Annotated in this window: 18 protein-coding genes; 15 read left to right on the forward strand and 3 right to left on the reverse strand. The window is 50.6% G+C overall.

Going from position 1 to position 24,071, the window contains the following annotated elements; genetic code table 11:
- Nucleotides 1-70: 70 nt before the first annotated feature.
- Together trhA and MJO52_RS01350 are read left to right on the forward strand one after the other, a co-directional pair.
- Nucleotides 71-724, forward strand: coding sequence for a PAQR family membrane homeostasis protein TrhA (gene trhA / locus MJO52_RS01345; RefSeq protein WP_252084211.1), 654 nt, complete (start codon nt 71-73; stop codon nt 722-724).
- A 170-nt stretch (nt 725-894) separates the two neighbouring features.
- The gene (locus tag MJO52_RS01350) at nt 895-2,115 is read left to right on the forward strand and encodes a lytic murein transglycosylase (RefSeq protein ID WP_252084212.1); all 1,221 of its coding nucleotides are present in this window, start codon (nt 895-897) and stop codon (nt 2,113-2,115) included.
- Between the two features lie 7 nt (nt 2,116-2,122).
- Here MJO52_RS01350 and MJO52_RS01355 read toward each other — a convergent pair whose 3' ends face one another.
- The 3 genes from MJO52_RS01355 to MJO52_RS01365 form a co-directional block, all read right to left on the reverse strand.
- On the reverse strand, nt 2,123-3,145 hold the full coding sequence (locus MJO52_RS01355) for a succinylglutamate desuccinylase/aspartoacylase family protein (protein ID WP_252084213.1): 1,023 nt from the start codon (nt 3,143-3,145) through the stop codon (nt 2,123-2,125).
- A gap of 82 nt (nt 3,146-3,227) precedes the next feature.
- On the reverse strand, nt 3,228-6,308 hold the full coding sequence (locus MJO52_RS01360) for a DUF6531 domain-containing protein (protein ID WP_252084214.1): 3,081 nt from the start codon (nt 6,306-6,308) through the stop codon (nt 3,228-3,230).
- A 23-nt stretch (nt 6,309-6,331) separates the two neighbouring features.
- Nucleotides 6,332-7,195, reverse strand: a complete 864-nt coding sequence (locus tag MJO52_RS01365; protein ID WP_252084215.1) for a Stp1/IreP family PP2C-type Ser/Thr phosphatase — start codon at nt 7,193-7,195, stop codon at nt 6,332-6,334.
- A 190-nt stretch (nt 7,196-7,385) separates the two neighbouring features.
- Here MJO52_RS01365 and MJO52_RS01370 point away from each other — a divergent pair, with 190 nt between their 5' ends.
- From MJO52_RS01370 to tssC, 13 genes are all read left to right on the forward strand, one after another.
- The gene (locus tag MJO52_RS01370; RefSeq protein WP_252084216.1) at nt 7,386-8,105 is read left to right on the forward strand and encodes a transposase; all 720 of its coding nucleotides are present in this window, start codon (nt 7,386-7,388) and stop codon (nt 8,103-8,105) included.
- Nucleotides 8,106-8,175: 70 nt separating this feature from the next.
- Nucleotides 8,176-9,675, forward strand: coding sequence for a type VI secretion system contractile sheath domain-containing protein (locus MJO52_RS01375; RefSeq protein ID WP_252084217.1), 1,500 nt, complete (start codon nt 8,176-8,178; stop codon nt 9,673-9,675).
- 133 nt (nt 9,676-9,808) lie between these two features.
- Nucleotides 9,809-11,587, forward strand: coding sequence for a type VI secretion system-associated FHA domain protein TagH (gene tagH / locus MJO52_RS01380; protein WP_252084218.1), 1,779 nt, complete (start codon nt 9,809-9,811; stop codon nt 11,585-11,587).
- A gap of 23 nt (nt 11,588-11,610) precedes the next feature.
- On the forward strand, nt 11,611-12,228 hold the full coding sequence (gene tssJ, locus MJO52_RS01385) for a type VI secretion system lipoprotein TssJ (RefSeq protein WP_252084219.1): 618 nt from the start codon (nt 11,611-11,613) through the stop codon (nt 12,226-12,228).
- Nucleotides 12,229-12,294: 66 nt separating this feature from the next.
- Entirely contained in the window at nt 12,295-13,632 is a 1,338-nt protein-coding gene (gene tssK / locus MJO52_RS01390) for a type VI secretion system baseplate subunit TssK (RefSeq protein WP_252084220.1), read from the forward strand.
- Nucleotide 13,633: 1 nt separating this feature from the next.
- The gene (gene icmH / locus MJO52_RS01395; protein WP_252084221.1) at nt 13,634-14,500 is read left to right on the forward strand and encodes a type IVB secretion system protein IcmH/DotU; all 867 of its coding nucleotides are present in this window, start codon (nt 13,634-13,636) and stop codon (nt 14,498-14,500) included.
- Nucleotides 14,501-14,553: 53 nt separating this feature from the next.
- Nucleotides 14,554-18,093: a type VI secretion system membrane subunit TssM gene (tssM, locus tag MJO52_RS01400; RefSeq protein WP_252084222.1), complete on the forward strand. Its 3,540-nt coding sequence runs from the start codon at nt 14,554-14,556 to the stop codon at nt 18,091-18,093.
- 6 nt (nt 18,094-18,099) lie between these two features.
- The gene (tagF, locus tag MJO52_RS01405; RefSeq protein WP_252084223.1) at nt 18,100-18,780 is read left to right on the forward strand and encodes a type VI secretion system-associated protein TagF; all 681 of its coding nucleotides are present in this window, start codon (nt 18,100-18,102) and stop codon (nt 18,778-18,780) included.
- Nucleotides 18,781-18,804: 24 nt separating this feature from the next.
- Complete coding sequence (locus MJO52_RS01410; protein ID WP_252084224.1) at nt 18,805-19,533, forward strand: SapC family protein; 729 nt, start codon at nt 18,805-18,807, stop codon at nt 19,531-19,533.
- Between the two features lie 212 nt (nt 19,534-19,745).
- Complete coding sequence (locus MJO52_RS01415) at nt 19,746-20,528, forward strand: hypothetical protein (RefSeq protein ID WP_252084225.1); 783 nt, start codon at nt 19,746-19,748, stop codon at nt 20,526-20,528.
- A 186-nt stretch (nt 20,529-20,714) separates the two neighbouring features.
- Nucleotides 20,715-22,010: a type VI secretion system protein TssA gene (tssA, locus tag MJO52_RS01420; RefSeq protein WP_252084226.1), complete on the forward strand. Its 1,296-nt coding sequence runs from the start codon at nt 20,715-20,717 to the stop codon at nt 22,008-22,010.
- Nucleotides 22,011-22,054: 44 nt separating this feature from the next.
- On the forward strand, nt 22,055-22,576 hold the full coding sequence (tssB, locus tag MJO52_RS01425; protein ID WP_252084227.1) for a type VI secretion system contractile sheath small subunit: 522 nt from the start codon (nt 22,055-22,057) through the stop codon (nt 22,574-22,576).
- Nucleotides 22,573-24,060 carry a type VI secretion system contractile sheath large subunit gene (tssC, locus tag MJO52_RS01430; RefSeq protein WP_252084228.1) on the forward strand — a complete coding sequence of 496 codons (1,488 nt, stop codon included), beginning with the start codon at nt 22,573-22,575 and terminating at the stop codon, nt 24,058-24,060. The genes tssB and tssC overlap by 4 nt, the downstream gene beginning before the upstream one ends.
- Nucleotides 24,061-24,071: the final 11 nt, after the last annotated feature.

Consider the following 24,071-nt stretch of genomic DNA (forward strand, 5'->3'; position numbering starts at 1 on the left):
AGACCTGATTCAAGTTATCGGTCGAGTGGTTTTGAAGCCACTCGCTACCAGAATTCAATCGGGCCAATTTATGACCTCTTCCGTTTCCGTTGCCAGCCGCTATAGCTTTGCTGAAGAGATTGCCAATAGCGTAACCCACGGTATCGGAGCCGTTCTGGCTATTGCTGGTTTGGGTGTTCTCACTGGTTTCGCCGCACTGCGTGGGGATGCCTGGCATATCGTCAGCTCCAGTGTCTATGCCTCCACCCTGATTCTTTGTTTCCTCGCCTCGACTCTTTATCACGCCGTCAGCCATATAGGCGCCAAGGCGATATTGCGAACTCTGGATCACTCCTCAATTTTTCTGCTGATTGCCGGCACCTATACGCCCTTTACCCTAGTGACCCTACGCGGGCCCTGGGGTTGGTGGTTGTTTGGCATTATCTGGGGCTTGGCACTGTTGGGCCTGATTATCCAGTTCACTCCCTTGAAAAAGATCCGTGCACTGTCGATCACCCTCAGCGCCCTGATGGGCTGGGTGGTTATCGCTGCAATCAAGCCCCTGGCGAATAGTCTTGAGACCGGTGGTCTATGGCTGTTGGTGCTGGGGGGCCTCTGTTATACCGGCGGTATTGCCTTTTATTTGTGGCGTAGCCTGCGTTTTCACCACGCTATCTGGCACCTATTTGTGCTGGCTGGCGGTATTTTGCATTTCTTCGCCGTACTCTTTTACGTCATTCCCTGATTTTGTGGCCCTGGTCACAGGGCCTCGCCATCACCAGAACTTCCTTTCGACTCCACTGTCCCCATTAATGACGGATCAAGCGGATGACACCATTGGAGAAATCCGCCTTCCGGAAGAGAGAGGCTCGTTCTAACCTTGTGCGAGCGAAATGTCGTGTCAAAGGTACTCCCATGCCCAAATTGCAACGCTTCCCCGCACTGCTCTATGTTCTTACCCTCTGTTTGACGTTATTCACTCTACAGGCTCAGGCAGCCGATAAGCCGGACCCGGCTTTTGAAAAGTGGGTAAAGGAGTTCCGCCAAACGGCTGTTAAGAATGGGATTTCCCCTCAGGTTTACGACCAGGCCTTTAAAGGCATTACCTCTCCTGACCAGTGGGTGCTGGATAGAGCCAGTTACCAGCCGGAATTCAAGGCGCCGGTGTGGCAGTACTTCGACAACCGTGTGCAAAAGCGCGCTATCGAGCGGGGCAAGCGGGAAAAAGAGAAGATGCAGCCCTGGCTCGATAAAATCGAGAAGCGCTTTGGTGTGGACCCCAATATCCTACTGGCAATCTGGTCGGTGGAATCGAGCTTCGGAGGCATTCTTGGCAATGAGACGGTAATGCGCAGTGTAATCCGCTCTCTCGCGACCCTGGCCTATGCAGATCCCCAGCGCAAGAAGTTTGGTCGACAGCAGTTGTTGGCGGCACTGAAAATCCTGCAGGCCGGTGATGTTGAAGGTCAACACCTGCTTGGATCTTGGGCAGGAGCTATGGGTCATACGCAGTTTATCCCCACCAGTTACCAGGCTTATGCTGTAGACATCGACGGTGACGGCAAGCGTGATATTTGGAATTCGGTGCCGGATGCACTGGCTACCGCTGCCAATTTGCTTTCTAGTAATGGCTGGCAGAAAGGTAAGCCCTGGGGCTATGAGGTAACCATTCCCGCCAAGAAAATGCCGGGCGGCAAATTGACAGTTGCGGAGTGGGAAAAGCTCGGGGTCAAGCGCGCTAATGGTGAGCCCTTTCCAAGTAAGAAAGCGGTGGCGGAGCTGAAGCTGCCTGATGGGCGCAATGGTCCGGCATTTCTAGTCTTTAAGAATTTTTTTGTACTCAAGCGTTATAACAACTCCGATCGTTATGCTATAGCCATTGGTTTACTTTCGGATCGTATTGGCGGCGGCGCGCCGCTGGTGAAAGACTGGAGCCGCCCTTTTACTCCCCTCGACGGCAGTCAAGTTGAACAGTTGCAAAAACTGCTGAAGCAGAAGGGTTTCTACAGTGGTGAGATCGATGGTAAAGCTGGTCCGGGAACCCGAAAAGCGATTAAGGCTTTTGAGAAGAGCGCCGGTGTGGAGGAGAAGGGCTTTCCCAGCAAAGAGGTATTGGAGTTACTTCAGAAACAGTAGGGCGCCTCTAAAAGTTCTCATCCGGTAGTAGGCTGTCCTGCAATAACTCGAGGTTTTCAACTACCTCCTGGGGTTCATGGAAATAGGCGATGTGATACATCGCCTCGCCCTCCTGCACCAGTGGGATGTTCTGCTTGCCGATTATGATTCCCTCGCCATTACTGCGTACCTGGTCTAGTTCATTGCCATAGGGGTCGGCAACAGTGGCGAGGAGGTCACCTTCGTACACTTGATCACCAAGCGCTTTAAGGTGGGTGGCTATGCCGCTGTCGCCGGCTCTTAGCCAGCCACTGCTACGAGCGATAAAGGGCTCTATTAAGCTGCGTTTGCGCCTTACCGGGAGCATACCCAGATGCCTGAGAACGTTAGTCACTCCTTTCAGCCCAGCGCGAATGCACAACTCATCAAAGCGCAGGGCTTCTCCTGCCTCATAAAGGAGGATTCTCACTCCCCGATCTGCGGCCGCCTGGCGTAGGGAGCCATCGCGAATCGATGCATTTAGCAATACCGGTACACCGAAAGCCTTGGCCATGGCACGGGTCACATCGTCGTCGAGATTGGCGCGTACCTGGGGAAGGTTACTGCGGTGGGCGGCTCCGGTATGTAGATCGATGCCGTAATCGCATTTGGCCACTATCTCACGCAGAAACACATGGGCCATACGCGCAGCCAGGGAGCCTTTGGCAGAACCGGGAAAGCTGCGATTGAGGTCGCGGCGATCGGGTAGGTAGCGGGTGTGCTGGAGCACACCATAGACATTGACCATAGGTACGGCAATCAGGTTACCGCGAAGGGATTTTAGACTGCGGCTCTGAATCAAACGGCTGATGATTTCGATGCCGTTCAGCTCATCGCCGTGCACGGCCGCACAGACAAAAATCGTGGGACCCTCCCGTTTACCGCGCTGTACATAAACGGGTATGGCCATTTCTGTATTGGTGTAGAGGCTGACTACAGGCAGGTCTATATGGCGGGATTCCCCCTTGGCCACTGCGATACCGCCAATTTCAAAGTTCGGGGATTGTTGCATGGTTACGTTCGCAATTGAGAGCTCTAAGTTTAGGGAATAGAGCAGGCCAGGGTGGGCCCCGATGAGGGGCGCCAGTAGGATTTTAGAGCCTGATTAGCGGCATATTGGACGTAGTGTGAGAGAAAATCCTTGAGCCGTTCAGCCACATTTGCAGGGCGGGATTCCAATATCCGGAAGTGGTGTACCACAGGCCAGTCTCAATATCGGCGATCAAGCCGATACCGCGCCAGGGGCCAGGAGTTTGTCCAAAAGCTCGGCCATTTCTGTCCTCGACATCTTTTCCCTGAGACCATTGCACCGTGCCCTGTGCGTCGAAAATAGCCAGCGGTTTTCCCTGTGAGTCAGTGTGATAGTACTCACAACGGCCGGAGCTCCAGTGGCAGAGTACGGATCCGTTTAAGGGGTGTGTTATCCAATGGCCAATGCCGCGGGATTTACCATCGATCTGGTGTGCTTCAGCCCAGATACCCAGGCCACTCCAACTGCTAGTGACCCGGCGCTGGCGTGACGATTTGCGATGGGTGCAGGTTTTACTCAGACGGCGCCCGAACGGGTCATAGCGGAAATGAGTTTTAAAATCGCCGCATTCTGCGGTGCTCATCAGCCCCCAACCGTCGTACTGGTATTGATAATCTCTGCGCCCGGGAATTTGCCGCTCGGCGACCACGTTGCCGCGCTTATCCCTGTCAATTTGTGCCTGGGGAAACCCGGTCTGGCGTATTGGAGTAGTGAGCTGTAGCGGGGGGCACTTATCGAATTGCCAAGCGAGGGCGAGTCCACTTTCCAGACTAAAAGGGCTTCCAAACCGATGTTTGACTGTACTGCGCACTTCTCCCTGAATATGAATAGTGTTTTGCTCTTTGAACTCACTGCGTAGCACCGGCTCGCCATTGGCATCCACACCGTAAAGCGCGCCACAGGGTGTGAGCGTGTAGGCCAAGTCGAGGTTGTCGGAGCTGGCGCTTCTCAACCAGCCGCGTGAATCGTACTGATACCTCAGGCTGAAATCGCGCACGTCACTGCTGTCGTGGTTCTCGGCGATAACCCGGTTGCGTCGGTCGTATTTAAAACGGACAGATGAATGTAAATTGTTAGCTTGAATCAGGCGTTTTTCAGTATCGTAATGGAACTCATTAATTTGGCCATTATTATTGCGTATGCTGGCGAGGGTGCCTCTGTCGTAATAGTGGAAGTACCAACGGCAGTCGTTATCACAGTATTCACTCAGGCTGCCATCAACGCTGTAGTTCCAAGTGAGTTGGCGCTCGTCCGGGGTGCGGTGGCTGATCAGTTGGCCGAGTCCATCATATTGCCAGCAGTAATCTCCGGAGGGGGTTTGCAGCTGGGTCAACTGGCCCTGGGTATTGTGGTGTAAAGCCCATTGGTTGCCATCGGCGAAATGTATCTGGCAAATACGGCCGCAGCTATCGTAGTCCCACTGCAAGCTTTGGCTGTTACTGGCATGGATGGCGTGGGGTTGGCCACGCTCGCAGTAATCGATTCCATATTGGTAGCTGCCTATGTGGGACTCGCGTAATTCGCCGGTGGGGCCATAGCGCCACTCACGCCAAGTTTCCCCATTGACGACCAGCGTGGTCATGCGCTGCCAGTGATCGTATTCGAAACCCCACTGCTTTTCCCCTCGGCGAACCGTTTGTAACTGCCCCTGGCCATCCCAGGTAAACTCAATGCAGCCGCCCTCGGGATCTGTAATTTGCGAGAGCAAACCGCGATCGCTATAGAGCAATTTCCACTCTTGCTGTTCCGGGTCGATAATTGCCTGTGGCCGTCCCTTGTCGCTGTAAGTGAACAGCCATGATTGTTGTTCACTTAACTGTACTGCCTGTGGGTAGCCGTCTTCACTGTATAAATAACGCTTGCTGTTGCTCCCTTCGGTGATGCGCCGCAAGCGGCCAAATTCATCGTAGCGGAAGAAGGTATGCTGTCCATCGGCATTAATCTGCTGGCATAGATTCCCGTAGCAGTCGTAGAGCCAGCTTTTTTGCCGCTGCCCTTGACGCTCTTTGGTGAGCTGGCCGAACTGGTTGAAGTGCAGCTGTTGTGGAGTTCGATCAGTATTTTCTACCTGGCAATTCCCACGGTTGTGTTGCCAGGTTAATAATGTTTCCGATTCCTCTTGTATCAGCCTGTGGCAGTGCCCTTGCAGGTCGTATTCAAATTGACGCTTGCCATTCACACCGCTGTGCGCTTGCACAAGCAATAAATCGTGATAGTGATAGCTCTCCAGATCGTGGTTACTGTGGACTTCGGTTAGTAGACCGCCCTGGAATTCATAGCTGCACAGATTGCGCTGATCGTCGGGAGCGTGGTTATTCATCAGTTTGGTAAGGCGCCCGCCGCGGCTTTCGAAGTCGAGTACCCGCCCCCAGGAGCTGACAATTTTTCTGGGTAACCCTTCGCTGTAATCAATGGTTAGGGAATTGCCGAACTGATCTCGAATCTCGGTAAGCGGGAGTGCACTGTTGACTCCATCTGCGCGAAAAATTTTATCGGGCTCATTAAAGGTGGAGAGTCGATAGCTGTGCAGACTCTGCCGGAATAGCAGCAGTCGTTCGAAGCGGTTATAACAGCCGTGCCCAATCGCGGGTAACTGGAATTGAATCTTGCGGCCTTCGGCATTAAACAGTTCTACTTGGTTATCCTGCACCAGTAACTGTTCGCTCAGCGAATGACGCCAGCCAGCTCCAATTCCACTGTCTTCATCGATACTAGAGCGGTAGTATCGTTTCCAAGAAAATGGCAGTGGCCCCGGTATTGTGAGGTCCACACATTCGAAATTCAGTTCGCCGGTTGCAATGATTACCTGTTCGTGTACCCGACGGCACCGGCTAAGAGCGGGGACATGAGTCCCCAGTGGGTTGGCACCGGGAGTATTAATAAATTGAACTGGGCCCTCATTGACTCCGGGTAACAGCTCGACTTCAGGTGCAGCTGAAATTGTATAGGTGTTGACCTCGACAGTAGGTGGTTCTGGCCACAGAGGTCGGTGGTGGCCGTCAGTAATTTGGGCCTCGGGAAGTTCTTCAATAGCCTCCACCCAGCGATAGGCTGACGCAGGATTTCCCTGGGGGAAGGTGGCTGTGGAGGGGCTTAAGACTTTGAGCAGGTTGGGGACCAGCTGGGTGAGACGTTCCGGTGTCATTCTTCAGCTTCCGGCAAACAGTTTTATCGTTGCGCTTTTCTGATAGTTACATCTGGTGATTTTGGTCTTTGGGTTGCGCTCTGCTCTTGTGCGAGTATCTGCGCTGCGGGTTGGGAGGAGTATTCAAGAATACCCGCACTAATATTGTCGCGCCCTCCCATTCTGTTGGCATCATCAATAAAGCGATAAACACACTCCAGAGCAGGGCGGTGAGTGGCAAGCACTCGCTCAATCGCATGATCGTCCAGATATTCAGTTAAGCCATCAGTGCAGAGTAATAGCAAAGCGTTCTCTGTTAATTTCCAGCTATTAATTTCTGCTTCTACAGAATTGGAAACGCCCAAAGCGCGGGTTATGTGATTTCGTACACTGGACTGCTGTGCCTGCTCCTCGCTTATTTGACCACTGTCTATCATTTCCTGAACAACACTGTGATCGCGTGTAAGGCGCTGTAAGCCGAAGTTATTCCATAGATAAGCGCGAGAATCACCAATATGCGCGACGATCAGGAAATCGTGCCACATAACAGCGACAACAATTGTTGTTCCCATTTTTGCAAAATGCGGGTTGGTATTTTTTGTGTTTAGGAGGGCGTTGTTGGCACTGTTGATAGCGTCGATCAAAGTCGCGCGTAAAATCAATTGTTGTTGCTCGGGTGTGCAGGAGAGAAAGGTATGTTTTAAAAGATCTTCTAAATGGAATTGAACGGTTTCTGCCGCTATTTTGCTAGCTGTGGCACCGCCTGTGTATCCCCCCATACCATCCGCTATCACGATATAGGCGAAAGGTTGGTCGGCGCTGGCATACCAGCGAATACTATCCTCGTTTTCCTCGCGAACTTGACCAATGTCAGTGCGTCCGTTGACCGCCAGACTTATCTGATCCATGTCTGGTGCAACTCCCCTTTATTTAAATAGCAACAAAATGCAGCGTAACATGATTACAACCACTAACCAGAGTTCATGTTAACTTGGCAGTAGACTAAGTTTGAAATTTTTTTCCCTGATTTGCGATAATAAAACCTTTATTCATCACTAGAAAGGCATTGCGCCTTATAAAAAAGGATTTGCTGGCAAAATGCCTCGTTTGCCCAGGCTCAATCTAATAGATATCCCTCAGCATATTGTGCAAGTTGGTCACAATAATTTGCCGTGCTTCTTTGATGAGGAGGATTATCAATATTATTTGATTAGTTTGCGCAATGCTGCTGATCAGTACCATGTGGATGTGCATGCATACGTCCTGCTGCCCAATATGATTCAGATTATTGCCACCCCGAGGGTTCCGGATGGCATACCTTCAATGATGCAATCTCTAGGGCGTCGTTACGTACAGTTTGTCAATCACCGTTACAAGCGTTCCGGCACCATTTGGCGAGGGCGTTATAAATCCAGCTTGATTGACTCCGATGCCTACCTGCTGACCTGCTACCGCTATGTGGAACTGCGCCCTCTTTATTTGGGACTTGCTGACTCACTGGGAAATTATCAGTGGTCAAGTTTCAATCATCATGTAAACACTAAGCATGATAATTTGATTAAAGATCATCGTTTATATACCGACTTGGGTGAAAATGCCGGGCAACGTGCACAGGCTTATCGCCAGCTTTTTCGCTATAGCTTTGATAGCCGGCTACTGGATTACATTGCTGAAACCATTAAGTTGGGGCATGTTCTGGGTGGAGATGCTTTTAAAGATAAGATTGAACAAATCGCCAATCAGAGGGTTCGTCCGCTGAAAAGGGGACGACCAAGAAAGTCGAATAAAATCGAAAAACAAGTAGTGGAAACCAAATAGATAAAAACGCATGATGAGTACAAGAGGTTTCGTTGTGCTGCGTATTTTTTTTACCTGTGGATAATTAACTGTGAGCAAAGCCACTATAGCTGCCGGATTTCAAATCCACGGCGATAAAAATAAAAAGGAAGAAACCATGGACCATGGCAGTGATATTCTAAAAGTCGCAATCTTGGGCGATTTTAGTGGTCGCTCCAGCCGTCGTCAGTGCGAGCCTGAGACTATTGCTCAGCGCAGGGTATATGTGCTGAACCGGGATACTTTTGAAGGAGTATTCAGTGATCTTAGGGTGAGCCTGCAGTTGCCGGTGATGGATGAGCCGCTGCAATTACCTTGTTTCGATGATTTACACCCGGATTACCTCTACAGCCGTCTACCGCTTTTCAAACATTTTATAGCGCTCGGTCAACGCCTGCGTGATCCTGGCCAATTCCAGCAAGCCGCAGAGGAGATTCGTCAGTGGAAACCGGAGCTGACTGAAACCGGGCAAGAGGCTGCGGATTATTCATCTGAGCAGTCAATCCTCGATGAGATTCTCGCGGCGGGTCGCGAGCGCCTGGCTAGGGAAAATGGCAGTGCTTTCCAGGTGGATCAACTGATTAGGGACATTGTTGCCCCCTATGTACAAAAAAGCGTGGATCCCATGCAAGGGGAGTATTTAAACGCCTTGGCCGAGGCGACCTCTGACACTATGCGCAAGGTGATGCATCATAGTGATTTCCGCCAGTTGGAGGCGAGCTGGCTCAGTCTGCATTTCTTAATGAGGCGACTAGACGAACATCCAAATTTGCAGCTGCACCTGATTGATGTCAGCAAGGAAGAGCTGCTTGCCGATTTTGCCAGTGCTGAGAGCGATCTGGAAAAGTCTCAGGTTTTTAAATTACTGGTTGAGCGTGAAACAGTCGCCGGTGACCGTCCCTACAACCTCGTGTTGGGTGACTTCTTTATTACGGACGAGGAGAGGGATCTGCATCTGTTGATCGATCTCTCCACTATTGCGGAAGCGGCTGGAAGTACTCTGCTTCTCGGAGGGGACACCAAACTGGCCGGCTGTCCCAGCTTGGCAGGATCAGTTGATCCAGATGATTGGTATTATCCCTTGAGTGAGCGCTTTGCCGAAAGCTGGCAGGCGGTACGGGATTACTCCGCCAGTGAGTATGTTGCACTGGCCGCCCCACGCTTTATGTTACGGCTGCCATTTGGCCGTGAGACCTCCACCACTGAGCATTTTGATTTTGAAGAACTAACCCCCGATCAGGGCCATCAATACTACCAGTGGGGTAATAGTGCCTATCTGCTCGCCTTGGCTATCTGCCAGGGTTTTTCCACAACCGGCAGATTCCAGACTCCCACCTCTGCAACCTATGAAAGCCTGCCTTTGCATCTGCGTAAACTGCCCCAGGGACAGTGGATCACCCCCTGTGCTGAAGCGTTGCTTACCGATCGTGCAGCAGCAGAGTTTAGTCAGGCGGGGCTGAGTACTATGCGCTCGGTACAGGGCCGCGATCAGATTGTCCTCCCCAGTTTAAGATCTCTCGCCGGTGGAGAATTAAAAGGGCCCTGGAGTTAAAAAGTATTTCCCGGTCACGGCATTCTCTGTAGGCCGGGTTTGAATTTCTTGTGTGGAAGGCCCTTGTGCCCGAATCATTTTCGCTCTCCTTGGTAGTTTGTGTCCCAGCGGATGAGCGAAGTACAACAACTGTGTGAGTCAGGAAGACATGGATCTAATTCTCTCAGTATTGGCCGACCCCGCAGGGGCCAATATGCTCAAGCACACCAAGCTGTTCACTAAAGATGGGGGTAGTCTGGGGCGCTCTGCTGATAATTACTGGGTGCTACCCGATCCCGAACGTGTTGTCTCATCTCAGCACGCGCAAATTTCTTTCAGTGATGGGCAATTTTTCCTGACAGATACCAGCACTAACGGTACCTATCATAACGATGGCGATAACCCGCTGGGTAAAGGCAATAAACTCCCTCTGAGCGAGGGGGATATCATCAATGTGGGTGAATATCGCCTCAAGGTGACGTTGCGACAGCCTCAGGCCGATAGTGACCTGCCAAAGGGATTGGGCAGTGCCGATTTTCTCGATACTTCCGATCGCACCACCTTCAATGCCAGTGCTATGGCCAAGATGCAGAGCCAAGCGGAGGCAAAGCAGCTGGATAACTGGTTGGAACCCGGTGGCAGCAACGATATTTCCCAGTCTGGCGAATGGGGTTACGTCCCACAGAGTAGTCAGAGTGCTCCCGCGCAGGATGATTTACTGGCTGCAGATCCGGGTCCACTGGACCCTATGTCGGCTTTTGAGCAGCCACAGTCTTTCGGCGCGTCAGATGTGCAGGGACTCGGTTCATTTGGTAGCGAACCCCAAGGGCATGCGGCGCCAGGACAGTGGTCCGATGATGAGTGGTGGAAAGATGGCAGTGCCCAGGACCATGTGCCGGCAGATCAACATTCTGTGCAAATTGCTCCACAAACTCCGGTCCCATCATTTGAGGCTCCTCCCTCCACACAGCCTCAAGTACCTCAGCCGCAATCTTTCCAGGCGCCAGCTTCGCAACCCCAGGTAGCTCCTCAGCCTCCGCTTGCGCCCCCATCACAGCCAGTTGCCCAACAGCAGCCCCAGTTCGCCCCAGCGCCAGTGTCACCACCCCCGGTACAAATGCAGCCACAAGCCCCGCAGGCTCCACAGGATAATCCCTTTGCGGATTCTTTTGCGGCAATACAGGGACAACAGGTAGCGGGCGCACCGGGCTTTGATACTGCACAGGCGCCTCCTGCAAGCCCTATGGGTTTTGCCTCTCAGGGGCAGAGCTTTTCCCAATTGCAACAACCGGCTCCTGTTCAGCAGAGCCCGGCGCCTGAAGTACCGGTAGCACCGGTGCAGCCAGCCCCGGTTCCTCCGGTATCCAGTGTGCTGGCGGCAACGCTGGGCCTGAATATGAATCCTGGGCAACAACAAATAGCCGATCAACAGGCCGCGGAGATCGTCCGCGAAACGGTTTCCCGCCTGATCGACCTCCTACGTGCGCGCAGCAGTATCAAGAATGAGCTGCGTGTACAGCGCACTATGATCCAGACAGAGGCGAATAACCCACTGAAATTCAGTGCCACGGAAAGAGATGCGTTGGAGGCGATGTTCGCCGGTAATGGTGCTTTTTTACAGCCCAAGGAGGCGGTGCAGGATAGTTTCGATGATCTCTCCGATCACCAGGTCGCGGTGCTGGCGGGGATGCGCGCTGGTTACAGTGCGATGCTGCAGTATTTCAGCCCGGACAATATTGAACGTCGCCTGGGGAATACCTCTGGTGTATTCGGCAATAAGAATGCAAAGAAATGGGAGGGCTTCAGCGCGATATATCGGGAATTAGTGGGCGATCCGGATGCTTGTTACCGCAAGCTTTTCGGTGATGAGTTTGCTGTGACTTATGAAAACCAGTTGTCTGAGCTGAAGAATGCCAGACAGCTGAAAAATTAATAGATCGGAAGAGGGAATTGGTCGTGTCCATAACAAAGTTACTGAAATTCACCCTACTCGGAATACTGGTAGTTAGCCTGGCAGCGTGCCAAACAACTAGGCGCACCCTTAATCTGGATACTAGTGTCGAGCTCTCGGTCAACATCCGCAGTGACGTCAATCCGGATGATGATGGTCGTGCATCGCCGGTGGTAGTGCGCGTGTTTATGCTGGCAGATGACCGCCAGTTTGCCCGAGAGGATTTCCTCAATCTTTATGAAAATGCGGAATCCCGTCTCGGCAAGGATCTCCTTGATACCGTTATCCTGAAGGAGTTCGCACCTGGTGAGCAGCGTGTGGAAGAGCTGCCTTTGACTCCAGAAGTGAAGTACATCGGTTTATTGGCAGAATTTGTGCAGTATCAAAAAGCCGATGCACTCATGGTGCTGCCGATAACCGACCACAAAAAGAATAGTTATCAGATTGCCCTGGCCGACACGCGTATCGGCACACCCGATAATATCGCCAAGCGACGCCGAGGCATTGTTTCACCGCTATCTCGCAACGATACCAGTGGGAAGAAGGGCGACACGGTGACAATTTCCAGTGAGGACTATGACTTGATGAAGAAGCGTCTTCAGGAAGCGGAAAAATCCAAGTAGAGCTTCGCTCGGCACAGGTTTAATTAAGCCCACTTCAAGTGGAATTGGGTTTTACAAGGAAGACATATGTCGGTTAACAACAAGGTGATCTGGAGTGAGGGCATGTTTTTACGCCCTCAACATTTCCAGCAGCAGGACCGCTATCTCGAACAGTTAGTTGAGGCTCGCACAGCTTCGCTGGGGCCCTATACCTGGGGTGTGCTGGAGCTGGCGATCGATAGTGAACCGCTCTCTATGGGAAAGATATCGCTATCCCGTGTACGTGCGATATTTCCCGATGGTACGCCAATTCTTGCACCGGAAAATGAAATCCTACCGGATGTCCTGGATGTGCCGGTTAACACCCGCGATGAGATCGTCTATCTATGTGTACCGATGAAGCGTCCCGGCAGCCAGGAATCCATCCGTGACCAGGAAGATTTTCCCCAAGCGCGCTACCAGACAGCAAACTTCGATGCGCGCAATAGTGCCGCAGCCTCCGGGGAGTCTGCCCGTATCCAGGTGGGCAAACTGCGAGTGTGTCTCAAGCTTGAGAGCGATGATCTCAGCGGATACGCGTCTATTGGTATCGCTAGAATACGCGAACGCCAGCCGGAGAAACCGGTCGAGTTGGATTCAGGCTATATTCCGCCGCTATTGAATGCAGAGACTTCAGCGGTAATCAAAGCCTATATCGAAGAGGTTAAAGGCCTGTTGGATCACCGCGGCTCCGCGCTGGGACACCGCTTGAGTGATAGTGGCCGCAGTGGCTCAGCAGAGATTGCCGATTACCTGTTACTGCAGGTTATTAATCGTTTTGAACCTCTATTAAAACAGATTACTGCTCAGCCACGCCTGCACCCGCACAGTTTGTTTGTGGAGTTGCTGCAATTGGCTGGTGAGCTGTCGACATTTACTTCATCGACCAAGCGCCCACCGGAAATCCCCAGTTACTCGCACGAAAACCTACAACTCAGCTTTGCTGGGTTGTTTTCAGCCCTGCGCCAGTCGCTCTCTACAGTTCTGGAGCAGACAGCTATTGCCATGGAGTTGGTGCAGAGAAAGTTTGGTATTTATGTGGCCCCGGTTTCCGATCCCTCGCTACTGAAAACGGCCAGCTTCGTGATGGCTGCTAAAGCCGATATGCCCGGCGACCTGTTGCGCAGTCGTTTCCCCACGCAGGCCAAAGTGGCGCCAGTGGAAGCTATCCGTGAGTTGATTTCCGCCCAGCTGCCGGGATTGTCATTGCGCCCCTTGCCTGTGGCGCCGAGACAAATTCCCTATCACGCGGGTTTTACCTATTTCGAAATGGAGCGCAGCGGTGAGCTGTGGCAGGCCATGCAGAGATCTGGAGGCTTTGCGGTGCATCTCGGCGCGGAATTCCCGGGGCTGACCATGGAGCTCTGGGCCATAAGGAATAATTGATATGAGCAACGACAGCTTCAGCACTCCACCGTCGCCCAATGCAGGTGACAGGACCGTAATGATTCCCACTCCAGGTGCCGCAGCTCCGGTGCAGCCCGGTTCATCTGCACAGCCGCAGTTCTTTGCCAATCCCGGCAGTTCAGCGGATATGCAGATTCGCAATAGTTTGAATCCCCTGGTCTCCGCAGCCTCCAAGCTGCTGGGGGTGATTATCAAGCTGCGCACTACCATGAATCACTCCAATGTGCCGGATCTGCACAAGCGGCTGACCAAGGAAATTCAGGCATTTGAGCGGGAATCCAAACAGCTGGGTCTGGCCCCTGAGGCAGTGCTTACCGCGCGCTATCTGCTGTGTACCGTTGTGGATGAAGTGGTGCTGACTACGCCCTGGGGTACGGCGAGTGGTTGGAGTCAGCACTCGTTGCTCAGCCTGTTCCACAAGGAGACTTTTGGTGGTGAGAAATGTTTTTCCATTCTGCAGCGTATGCTGGAAACCCCTGCGTCTCACCTGGAGTTGTTAGAGCTCTTTTATCTTTGCCTCAGTCTCGGTTTTCAAGGCAAGTATCGCTTGGTGCAGCGGGGCCACGAGCAGATTGAGCAGATTCGCGATGAGCTTTATCGGACCATAGAGCAGCACAAATCGGCAATGGACCGCGATCTCTCTCCCCACTGGCAGGGCTGTGTCGAGCGCAAGTCAGGCCTGATTCACTACATGCCTTTGTGGGTGATTATGAGCGTCGCACTGGGGTTGTTGGTTGCCACCTACAGCGGCTATCGCTGGTGGCTTTACGAAACGACTACCCCTGTGGCTGACCGAGTAGTGGAATTAACAGGCAGTGACAGTGAGCCCCCGCAAGGGGAAGGGTGACACTCGGACCGAATTGATCCGGTGCCGATTGAGCCCGGGAGATGGAGCTATTCATGAAACGCTTGCGCGACTTTTTTACCAATAAATGGGTGCTTGGCATTATCGGCCTCGCAGCCCTGTCTGTTCTGATTTGGTTTGGGGCGGACTACATCAAGTTTGGCAGTGATAACGCCACACTGTCCCATACAGTTCGCATTACCATCATTGTTTTTATTTTCGCAATTTGGTTGGTGTGGAACCTGAGCCAGTGGCTGGTTGAACGGCGCCAAAACCAGGCTCTGATTAAGGGCATTGAAGAGTCTCAGGAGGGTACCCAGGATCCGGATGAAGAGCATTCCCTCGAAGAGCTTGAGGCTCTATCGGGGCGTTTCCGCGAGGCCATGGATGTATTGCGCAACGCCCGCTTTAAGTCAGAGAAGGGCAAGGTGTCCCTGTACCAGCTGCCCTGGTACGTCATTATTGGTCCACCTGGCTGCGGCAAAACTACTGCGCTGGTAAATTCAGGGTTGGAATTTCCCCTGGCGCAAAGCCACGGTAAAGAAGCCCTGGGAGGAGTTGGTGGCACGAGAAATTGCGATTGGTGGTTTACCAACGATGCAGTTTTGATCGATACCGCCGGCCGTTATACCACTCAGGACAGCCACCGGGTTTACGACAACAGTGCCTGGCGCGCATTCCTCGGGCTATTGAAACGCTATCGTCGTCGCAGGCCGATTAATGGTGCCCTGGTTGCCATCAGTTTGCAGGACCTGATGGTACAGACCGATGAACAGCGCCAACATCAGGCCAAGACGATTCGTTCGCGAGTGAACGAACTCCAGCAGGAGCTGGGTATACGTTTCCCTATTTACCTCACCTTTACCAAGTGTGACTTGGTAGCGGGCTTTAGTGAATTTTTTGACAACCTTTCACAGGCGGAGCGCGAGCAGGTCTGGGGTATGAGCTTTCCCCGTGAAGCGAATGCCACTGTCGGCGCGCCGTTGGATAACTTCAGGGCCGAGTTTAACCAGCTGATTGAACGCTTAAATCAGAGAGTGCTGTGGCGTGTGCACCAGGAGCGCAATGTTGAGAAGCGCGCGCTGCTGCAGGGATTTCCCGCCCGCATGGAGAGTTTGTCAGATATTTTAGCGGACTTTATCAAGCAGACTTTCGAGCCAAATCGCTATGAAACTGTGCCTATGGTTCGCGGTATATATTTTACCAGTGGTACTCAGGAGGGCAGCCCGGTAGACCGTATGATGGCTTCGGTAACAGCGGATTTTGGCCTGGAGCGCAGTGTTGGGCCCAAATTCCAGGGGGTTGGAAAAAGTTTCTTCCTGAATCGCCTTCTCAAGGATGTGGTATTCCCCGAAGCTGAATTGGTGGGAGTCAATCGCAAGGTAGAGAGCGCTAACCTGTGGTTGCGCAGAGGGGTATATGTCACTTTAGCTGCGGCATTTGTGGGTTCTATCTTTCTCTGGAGTGGCAGTCTCGCATCCAACAAATTGTCCATGGGGGAAGTCAATGACCACCTGGCGGCCTATGAGCAAGCCGAGGAAAAGCTAAATGGTAAGAGGCCTACGCCGGCGAATGTTTTGCAGATGCTTGAACCCTTGCGGCAGGCGACTTCGGTGTATGACCGCGAGGAACACCCCTGGATCTCCAATCTGGGATTGTATGACACCCGTATAGATCAGACGCTGGATAACCTCTACCGGCAAAAGCTTGAAGAGATCTTTTTACCGGCGCTATTGCGGGATATTGAAAGTAACCTCAGCCGCTTGGGGAGTGATGATCCTGCACTGGTCAGTACCCTCAAAACCTATCTGATGTTCTTCAACCCGGACAAATTGGACATCACGACCGTTGAGGGCTACTACAGCGCCCGCTGGGAACGCCAATTACCCGGCGAAGCTCAGGAGCAAGATAATTTACGCTACCACCTCGATCAATTGTTGGCGCGCCCAATACCTGAAAGTGTTCAACAAAATGAGCGTGTAGTGGCTCGCGCCCGCCAACAGCTGCGACGCATCCCAGTGCCGCAAAGGCTGTTTGCGCAATTACAAAATAGCGATCTTGGGCAGACCTCTGTCGACTTGTATCAGGAAATCGGCGGTGATACCCAGCAGGTGTTTGGTGTGAGAGCTGGCGATTCACGCTTTAGTATCCCCTTCCTATATACCAAGGCGGGTTATAAGGACGTGGACTTTGGTGCAGATTCCCAGTTGATGACCACTATGGCGGATGAGCGCTGGATCTACGGTGGGGAACTTAGTGGTGAGGACTTTACCGAAGCTGACCGGACGAAACTTGGCGAGGATGTAAAGCGTATTTATCTGGGGGAGTATCTTCAGCACTGGCAATCCTTCCTTGGCGGTTTCAGCATTCGCAGATTCAACAGCACTTCCCAGGCGCTTGAGGTTCTCTCAACCCTGTCAGACCCCATTTATTCCCCATTACTGGCAATCACGGAAATTACTTCGGATAACACACGCCTGACATTGCGACCGGAGCTGTCGGTGGATGCCAAGGGGGTGCCATTACCGGTATCCAGTACAACTCGCCGACTCGGTGGTGCGGCACTGGATAGCGCGGCAGGGGCGTTGAAGGACCGCTACAAGCCTAATATTGTCGATGTGCGCTTTGAGGAAATACAGCGCATTACACAAAGCGAGAAAGGCAGACCCGCACGGGTTCAGGAGTATCTCCAGACGATCAATAAGATTCAGGAATATCTGACTGAAATTGACAGTGCTCCAGACTCCAATGAAGCGGCGTTCGCTAGTGCCAAAGCCCGTTTTGCTGGGGGCGGCGATGCGATTAAGCAGCTAAGAGTCAAAGCGGCCAATGCGCCGGCGCCTTTTGATAAATGGCTGACCGAAATTGCTGACAGCACTTGGGCTCTGGTTATGTCGAAAGCCAAGGGGCATCTAAACCGGGTATGGCGTGAGCAAGTTTATCAAAGCTACGCCAGCAGCCTGGCAAATCGCTATCCGCTGCGCAGTGACCGGGACCAGGAAGTACCAGTTATTGAATTTAATCAATACTTCAAGCCTGGGGGGATTGAGCAAAAGTTTGTTACTGAATACTTAAAGCCTTTCGTCGATACAAGAAATTGGAAAGTGAAGTATGTGGAAGGGCAGGGTATGAGCCTTTCAACTGAAACGCTGTCCCAGCTGCGTAGAGCGGAGAAGATTCGTAAGACCTTCTTTAAATCGGGAGAAAGCGCAGCTTATTCTTTCCGTATAGAGCCAACCAAGCTGGATTCCAGTGTGCGCCTGTTTGAGCTTGAGCTGGGAGATCAGCGTGTTCCCTATTCGCATGGCCCCAAGACCAGTAAAAAACTCACCTGGCGCGGTGGCGAGAGTAATCGGGTGCGGATTATCTTTGAAGATCTCAATGAAACCGTACACCGTAAACATTTCGAAGGAGATTGGGCTTGGTATCGACTTCTTGCAAGCTCAGATCTTGAGACAGGGCGAAGCAATGCGGAGCGTTTGGTGACCTTCTCTGAAGAAGGGCGAAAAGCACAATTCAAACTAGTGGCTTCGAATATAAATAATCCTTTCGATCGCAGTTTACTGCGTGGTTATCGGTGCCCGGAGACTCTGTAGTAGGGAGTGAGTGACTTGCAAAGCAGCATAGGTATTTTTGGCAAGCTTCCTGGGCATGGGGATTTTATCCAGCGTCAGCTTCCAGCGAGTTTCGTCAGGGTGTGGGATGAATGGCTGCAGCGTGCAGTGCATGGCTCCCGAGAAATAATGGGTGAAAACTGGCTGGACTATTATTTGACCAGTCCGGTCTGGCGCTTTGCTCACAGTAAAGGAATCATTGATGAGACCCCCTGGGTAGGGGTTCTAGTGCCTAGTGTGGATAGTGTGGGGCGCTATTTTCCTTTGACTATCGCCGCACCGTTACCCTCTTCTATGGACATAATTAACTTTATGTCAGATGCAGATAGGTGGTATCGGGAACTTACAGAATTGGCTGTCAGCGCACTGCAAAATATGCTCCATGCAGATCAGTTGTTCGAGGCCTTTAGTGAGGTGCCTGTAGAACTGGGGCAGCTGGCAACAGCTGCAGCACAGAGTGAGTTCTTTGTCGCGAGTAATGATGGCTCGGGTAACGAAAAGCGCTACGCGGGGTTGCTCGGACAGGTATGTCGTAAGCAGTTCGCCAGTTACAGTCTGTGGTCTTGCGAAGGATCACAGCATCTAGCCCCAACCAGCGTGCTTTGCCCCTCTTTACCCAGCCCTGAATTTTACTGCTCTATGTTGGGTGCCAGTCAGCAAAGACAGTGAATAAATAGGTAAAGGATATCTAGTGTGAAGCAAATAATAGTGGCTTTAAATAGTAATAAGCATCGGCGGCATAGTGTGTTAGCCGGTGATATTTCACACAGTGAAACTCGACATATCTGTCAAGTGTACCTACCCGAGTTCACGGCTCTGGCTGGAGAATGTCCGATCATATTTTTAAAGTCTCAAGAAGAGAATGCCCTGGAAAGTTGTGCTTTATTAGGTATAAAACCGGGGCAGAATCTTTTTATTCAGCAGGATAAATGGTTGGGTGGTTATATCCCGGCAACATTGAGAGCTTATCCATTTTACTTGCACTACAAAGATCAACTGGAAACAAATCCAATAATTTGTGTGGATTCATCCTCTCTCTCACTTGGTAGCTTAGATGGAAATAGAAGTAGGCTATTCGATGATGAGGGGCAAGCGACAAATGCATTATTGCAGGCCAGAAACTTACTGAATGGAATTCATCAGCAGAAATCAAATAATAAAGAGTTTATTCGTTGCCTCACTGAGATGGAACTCTTTCAGGAGCAGGTAGTGGTAGTCGATTTACCTGGTAATACCAAACATCGATTAACCGGTGTATTTTGTGTTACTTCAGAGCGTATGAATGCATTGGATGATAATGACTTCTTACGCTTAAAAGAGCGTGGCTATTTAGCTCCAATATACGCTCATATGCTGTCTTTGCATCAGTCAACAAATTTAAGCCGGCTATTCAAAAAGTATCAAGCGAGGCTGCTTCACTAGAGGGTTAATGCTAAACAATAAAAACCCTATTGTTTTTAAATCATTTGAGCTTGGTGAAGCAATGGCAACTTACTCCAGATGCATTAAAGCTCATGGCATAAGTGAAATTAATTGAGTAGCCTGTTTAGGAAAAAGGTACCAGTGTACAGGGCTCTTTGGTTGTCCAAATATCCGCCAACCTATCTATAACTGCAGGAAGCAAGGGTTAAGGTATGTCATATATCGTGGTATTTACTGGGGAGATTAGAGCACTCTTTGAGCGGCGAAAGGCAATATCAGCCCTGGGTAGCGAGTTTGGATTTAGTTTTACACAAATTAAAGCGCTTATGGCTAGCAGCCGCTCACAGCTTAGAAAGACTGCAGATCGTGCAGAAGCCTGTCGTTTTGTTCAGAAATTATGGATGGCCGGTTGGCACTCCAAATTATTTTTGGACTCTGACTTGTTGCACTCTACTAAAGAATCCGTTGAGCGTGGTGCTTCTCATTTACCTGTGGTTATGGGAAAACTCCACTGTGAAGGCTCGCAGCTGCAACTGTGCGCACCGCGTAATTGGGTGGTTTGTAATAATTTGAATCCAAACGCTGAAATTCAGGCTGGTGATACCGAATTAAACCGGTACCTGATTGTATTGGAGCAAAAGCGAACTGAACTTCCCGAAGAGCTAAGCCTCACGGACTATGCCGAGGCTCAGATGCAGCAGTGTTTGAGCAAAGTATCTAATGGCAACCTTCTAAGTGGCCCACAAGTGCTAGAGCGCGATTGGCAAATGGGTTTGTTGTACGAGATGGGTGCTAATGTCGGCAAAGATTCGGTTCAATATATGGTTGTTTTTTTTCGCGGCAAAGAGAGTTTCTATACCCTTTTTCTATGGACCTCTTTGCAAAGCTTTGCACAAGCAAAAACAGAATTTATTCAGATAGTGGCAAGTTTTCAATGCTCTCCGGAAAGTGAGACTACCGCAGAAAGTAAGGCCTCAGCTGTAATTGCTGTGTAATGGGCTTGTCAGCGGTTGTAAAATCTAAAAAAATAACAAAAATTATTTGTTTAATGTTGTGAGCTGTGCACTTTTTTTAAGGTATTGCGATTACATTGTGTCATTTGCCTTGATTAGATCTTTACAACGTGTACTCTTCTCGGAAATCTTCTTGAAGGAATTGATTGGGTAGAAGGGACTTTTTTCATGGCATTCCCAAATACAATAAATATCGAAGAACTCACGGCTCCTGTTTCTTCAGAGAGTCCTGTCGGTGAGGATATTCGGGAGGATCGATCACCGACCTCTGATTACTACTCCATCAAAGATGCACGAAATAGTGCTAGGGCCGCAGAGCGCTCGGCCATGTTTGATGACACAGATTCTGATCTACTGGCCCCTTGGCGTGATGTGGCAAAGGCCGCAGAAAAGATTCTGACAAAGAAAAGTAAAGATCTGGAAGTGGCTAGCTGGTATACAGAGGCCCTAATTCGTCTCCATGGTTTTAGTGGTCTCAGAGATGGCTTTCTATTAATTGAGCAGCTGGTTACCAATTTTTGGGATGGCCTATACCCAGTTCCTGATGAGGATGGTATTGAAACTACGGTTGCACCACTGACGGGCCTTAATGGTGATGGCGGTGACGGTACGCTAATGATGCCGATCCGTAGTGCACCAGTAACCCCGGAGGGGGATTACGGAGATTTCTCTTTTTTCCAGCATCAGCAAGCCCGGGATGCAGATCGTATCGCAGATGAAGATGCTAAAGCGGCCCGCATTGAGACTCTGGGATATAGCCTGGAAGATGTAGATCAATGTGTGAACAGCGCGACTAATGAATGGGCTAAGAATCTGATAGAAACTATAGAAGCTACTATTAGCAGCTATAAAAATATCAATGATACTTTGCGCTCTAGTTGCGGTCACGATGCACCGCCATCAACTAATATTTCCTCTCTACTGGATGAAGTATTACGTACAGCGAGATTCATTTATAAGAGTCAGCTTGATGCGCTAGCACAGAGTGAGGCACCGGAAGTAGCTGAAGACACACAGAGTGAGTCCCCCATAGAGGAAGCTGTTCCCAATGTGGTATCAACAATAGTTGCGAATGCTATTGCTGCACCCACCGGACCGGTTAGCTCCCGAGAGGATGCTCTTAAATTACTAGAACAGGCCGCGAAATATTTCCGTACCTACGAGCCACATACTCCTTTGGCTCCAGGGTTGGAGCGATTAATAGGCTGGGGTCGTATGACAGTCTCTGAATTGATGACTGAGTTACTACCAGATGAGCAGTCCCGAGCCCTATATTCCCAGTTGACAGGTGTTCGCCTCGATGGAACGGATACCCAACGTTATGTAGCTCCGCCGGTAACGAGTAATACCCCATCACCAATTCCAGCTGCATCTGAGCCAGCATCAACAGCCACTGAAGCTGCATCTGCAGCTGAGGATAGCTGGGGTGGGCAAGCACAAGAAGAAGCCAGCTCGGGTTGGTAATTAATTAAGAACAGCAGTCCCTAAATCTAGGAAGGAGACCTGAGATGTCTGAGAGTATCCACAATAAACTTAAGCGTGTGCGCAAACCACGTGTACATATAACTTATGATGTTGAAACCAATGGTGCGGAAGTTAAAAAGGAACTTCCCTTTGTTGCTGGTGTAATGGGCGACTACTCAGGGGATAACACCGAAAATCGCAAAGCATTGAAAGATCGTAAGTTTGTTCAAATTGATCGCGATAATTTTAACGATGTAATGACCAAGGTTAATCCAAAACTGAATCTTCAGGTGGAAAATACCTTATCTGGTGATGGCAGCAAAATTGGTATTGATCTCGATTTCAATCATATGGATGACTTTTCTCCAGAGAAAATCGTCGATCAGGTTGAGCCGCTGAAACAACTCTTGGAAGCACGCAGTAAATTACGTGACCTTCTCAGTAAGGCAGACCGCTCTGAAGAACTAGAAAAAGTTTTAGAAGACATCCTGAAAAGTACGGAAAATGTCGGTGCTATTTCCGAGCAGTTGGGGTTGAACAAGGATAAAGGAGAGGACTCAGAATGAGCACAGAAGTAGAAAATGTTGCGGAAGGTGAAGCTGAGGAACAATCGGTCAACCTATTGGAGCAGGCTATTGCCGCGACCAAACAAACAGAACCGCAAGAAGCTCAGGATCTGATCGCAAACCTGACAGAGCAGGTTTTAAAAGGAACCGTAACCTGGGATCGTAACCTTACCCAGACTATCAAAAAAGCAGTCAGTGCAATTGACCAGGCTATGTCTAAGCAAATGGCCGCTATTCTGCACGATGAAAAATTCCAGAAGCTTGAAGGTTCTTGGCGCGGACTGAATCATCTGGTGATGAATTCTGAAACCGGTGCAACCATGAAGATTCGCATGCTCAATTTGAGCAAACGCGAATTGTTCCGAGACCTGGATAAAGCCGTTGAATTTGATCAGAGCCAGACCTTCAAAAAGATTTATGAAGAAGAATTTGGTATTGCAGGTGGTGAGCCATACGGATGCATGATAGGTGACTTCGAATTCACAAGTCACCCTGAAGATATCGAGCTTCTGAGTAAAATGTCCAATGTTGCGGCAGCGGGTTTCTGTCCGTTTATCGCTGCAGCCGGTTCCGGTATGTTTGGATTTGATAACTTTACCGAACTGTCGAAACCCCGTGACCTCGGTGGAATTTTTGAGTCAGCTGAATATATTAAGTGGCGTAGTTTCCGAGATAGTGAAGACTCTCGTTTCGTTACTCTGGTTATGCCACGGACCCTGGCCAGAACTCCCTATGGCGCAAATACCAAGCCAATCGAAGCTTTTGACTTTGAAGAGTTTGAAGTTGATGAATCTGGAGTATCACGCCCTGCGGACCACGATCAGTACTGCTGGATGAATGCCTCTTATGTAATGGGCACCACCATGACCAAGGCCTTTGCTGAGAATTCCTGGTGTACAGCCATTCGTGGTGCCGAGGGTGGTGGTAAAGTGGAAGGTCTGCCCTCACATATATTCAAGAGTGATGACGGGGATATGGACCAGAAATGTCCAACAGAGATCGGTATTACTGATCGCCGTGAAGCCGAATTGAGCGCTCAAGGATTCTTGCCGTTATGTCACTACAAGAATACCGATTACTCTGTATTTTTTGGTGCTCAAAGTGCGCAAAAACCAAAAGCCTATGACGACCCGGATGCTACCGCGAATGCGGCGATTTCTGCACGTCTTCCCTATCTGATGGCTACTTCTAGAATTGCCCATTACCTGAAAGTAATGGCGCGTGACAAAGTAGGCTCCTTTATGGAGGCTAGTGATTGTGAACGTTGGTTGAATAAGTGGATTACTCAATACACCAACTCAAATCCGGACGCAAGCCCAGAGATGAAGGCAAAGTATCCGCTTTCAGAAGCTCGAGTTGAAGTGAAGGAAATTCCAGGTCAACCTGGGTGCTACAGTGCTGTTGCCTACCTGAAGCCCTGGTTACAAATGGAGGAGTTGACCACCTCCATGCGTATGGTTGCCAATATCCCTTCTGCCGGATAAAAACCTGTGCC

It is taken from the genome of Microbulbifer variabilis (assembly GCF_023716485.1).
In the GTDB taxonomy this organism is placed as follows: Bacteria; Pseudomonadota; Gammaproteobacteria; order Pseudomonadales; family Cellvibrionaceae; genus Microbulbifer; species Microbulbifer variabilis_B.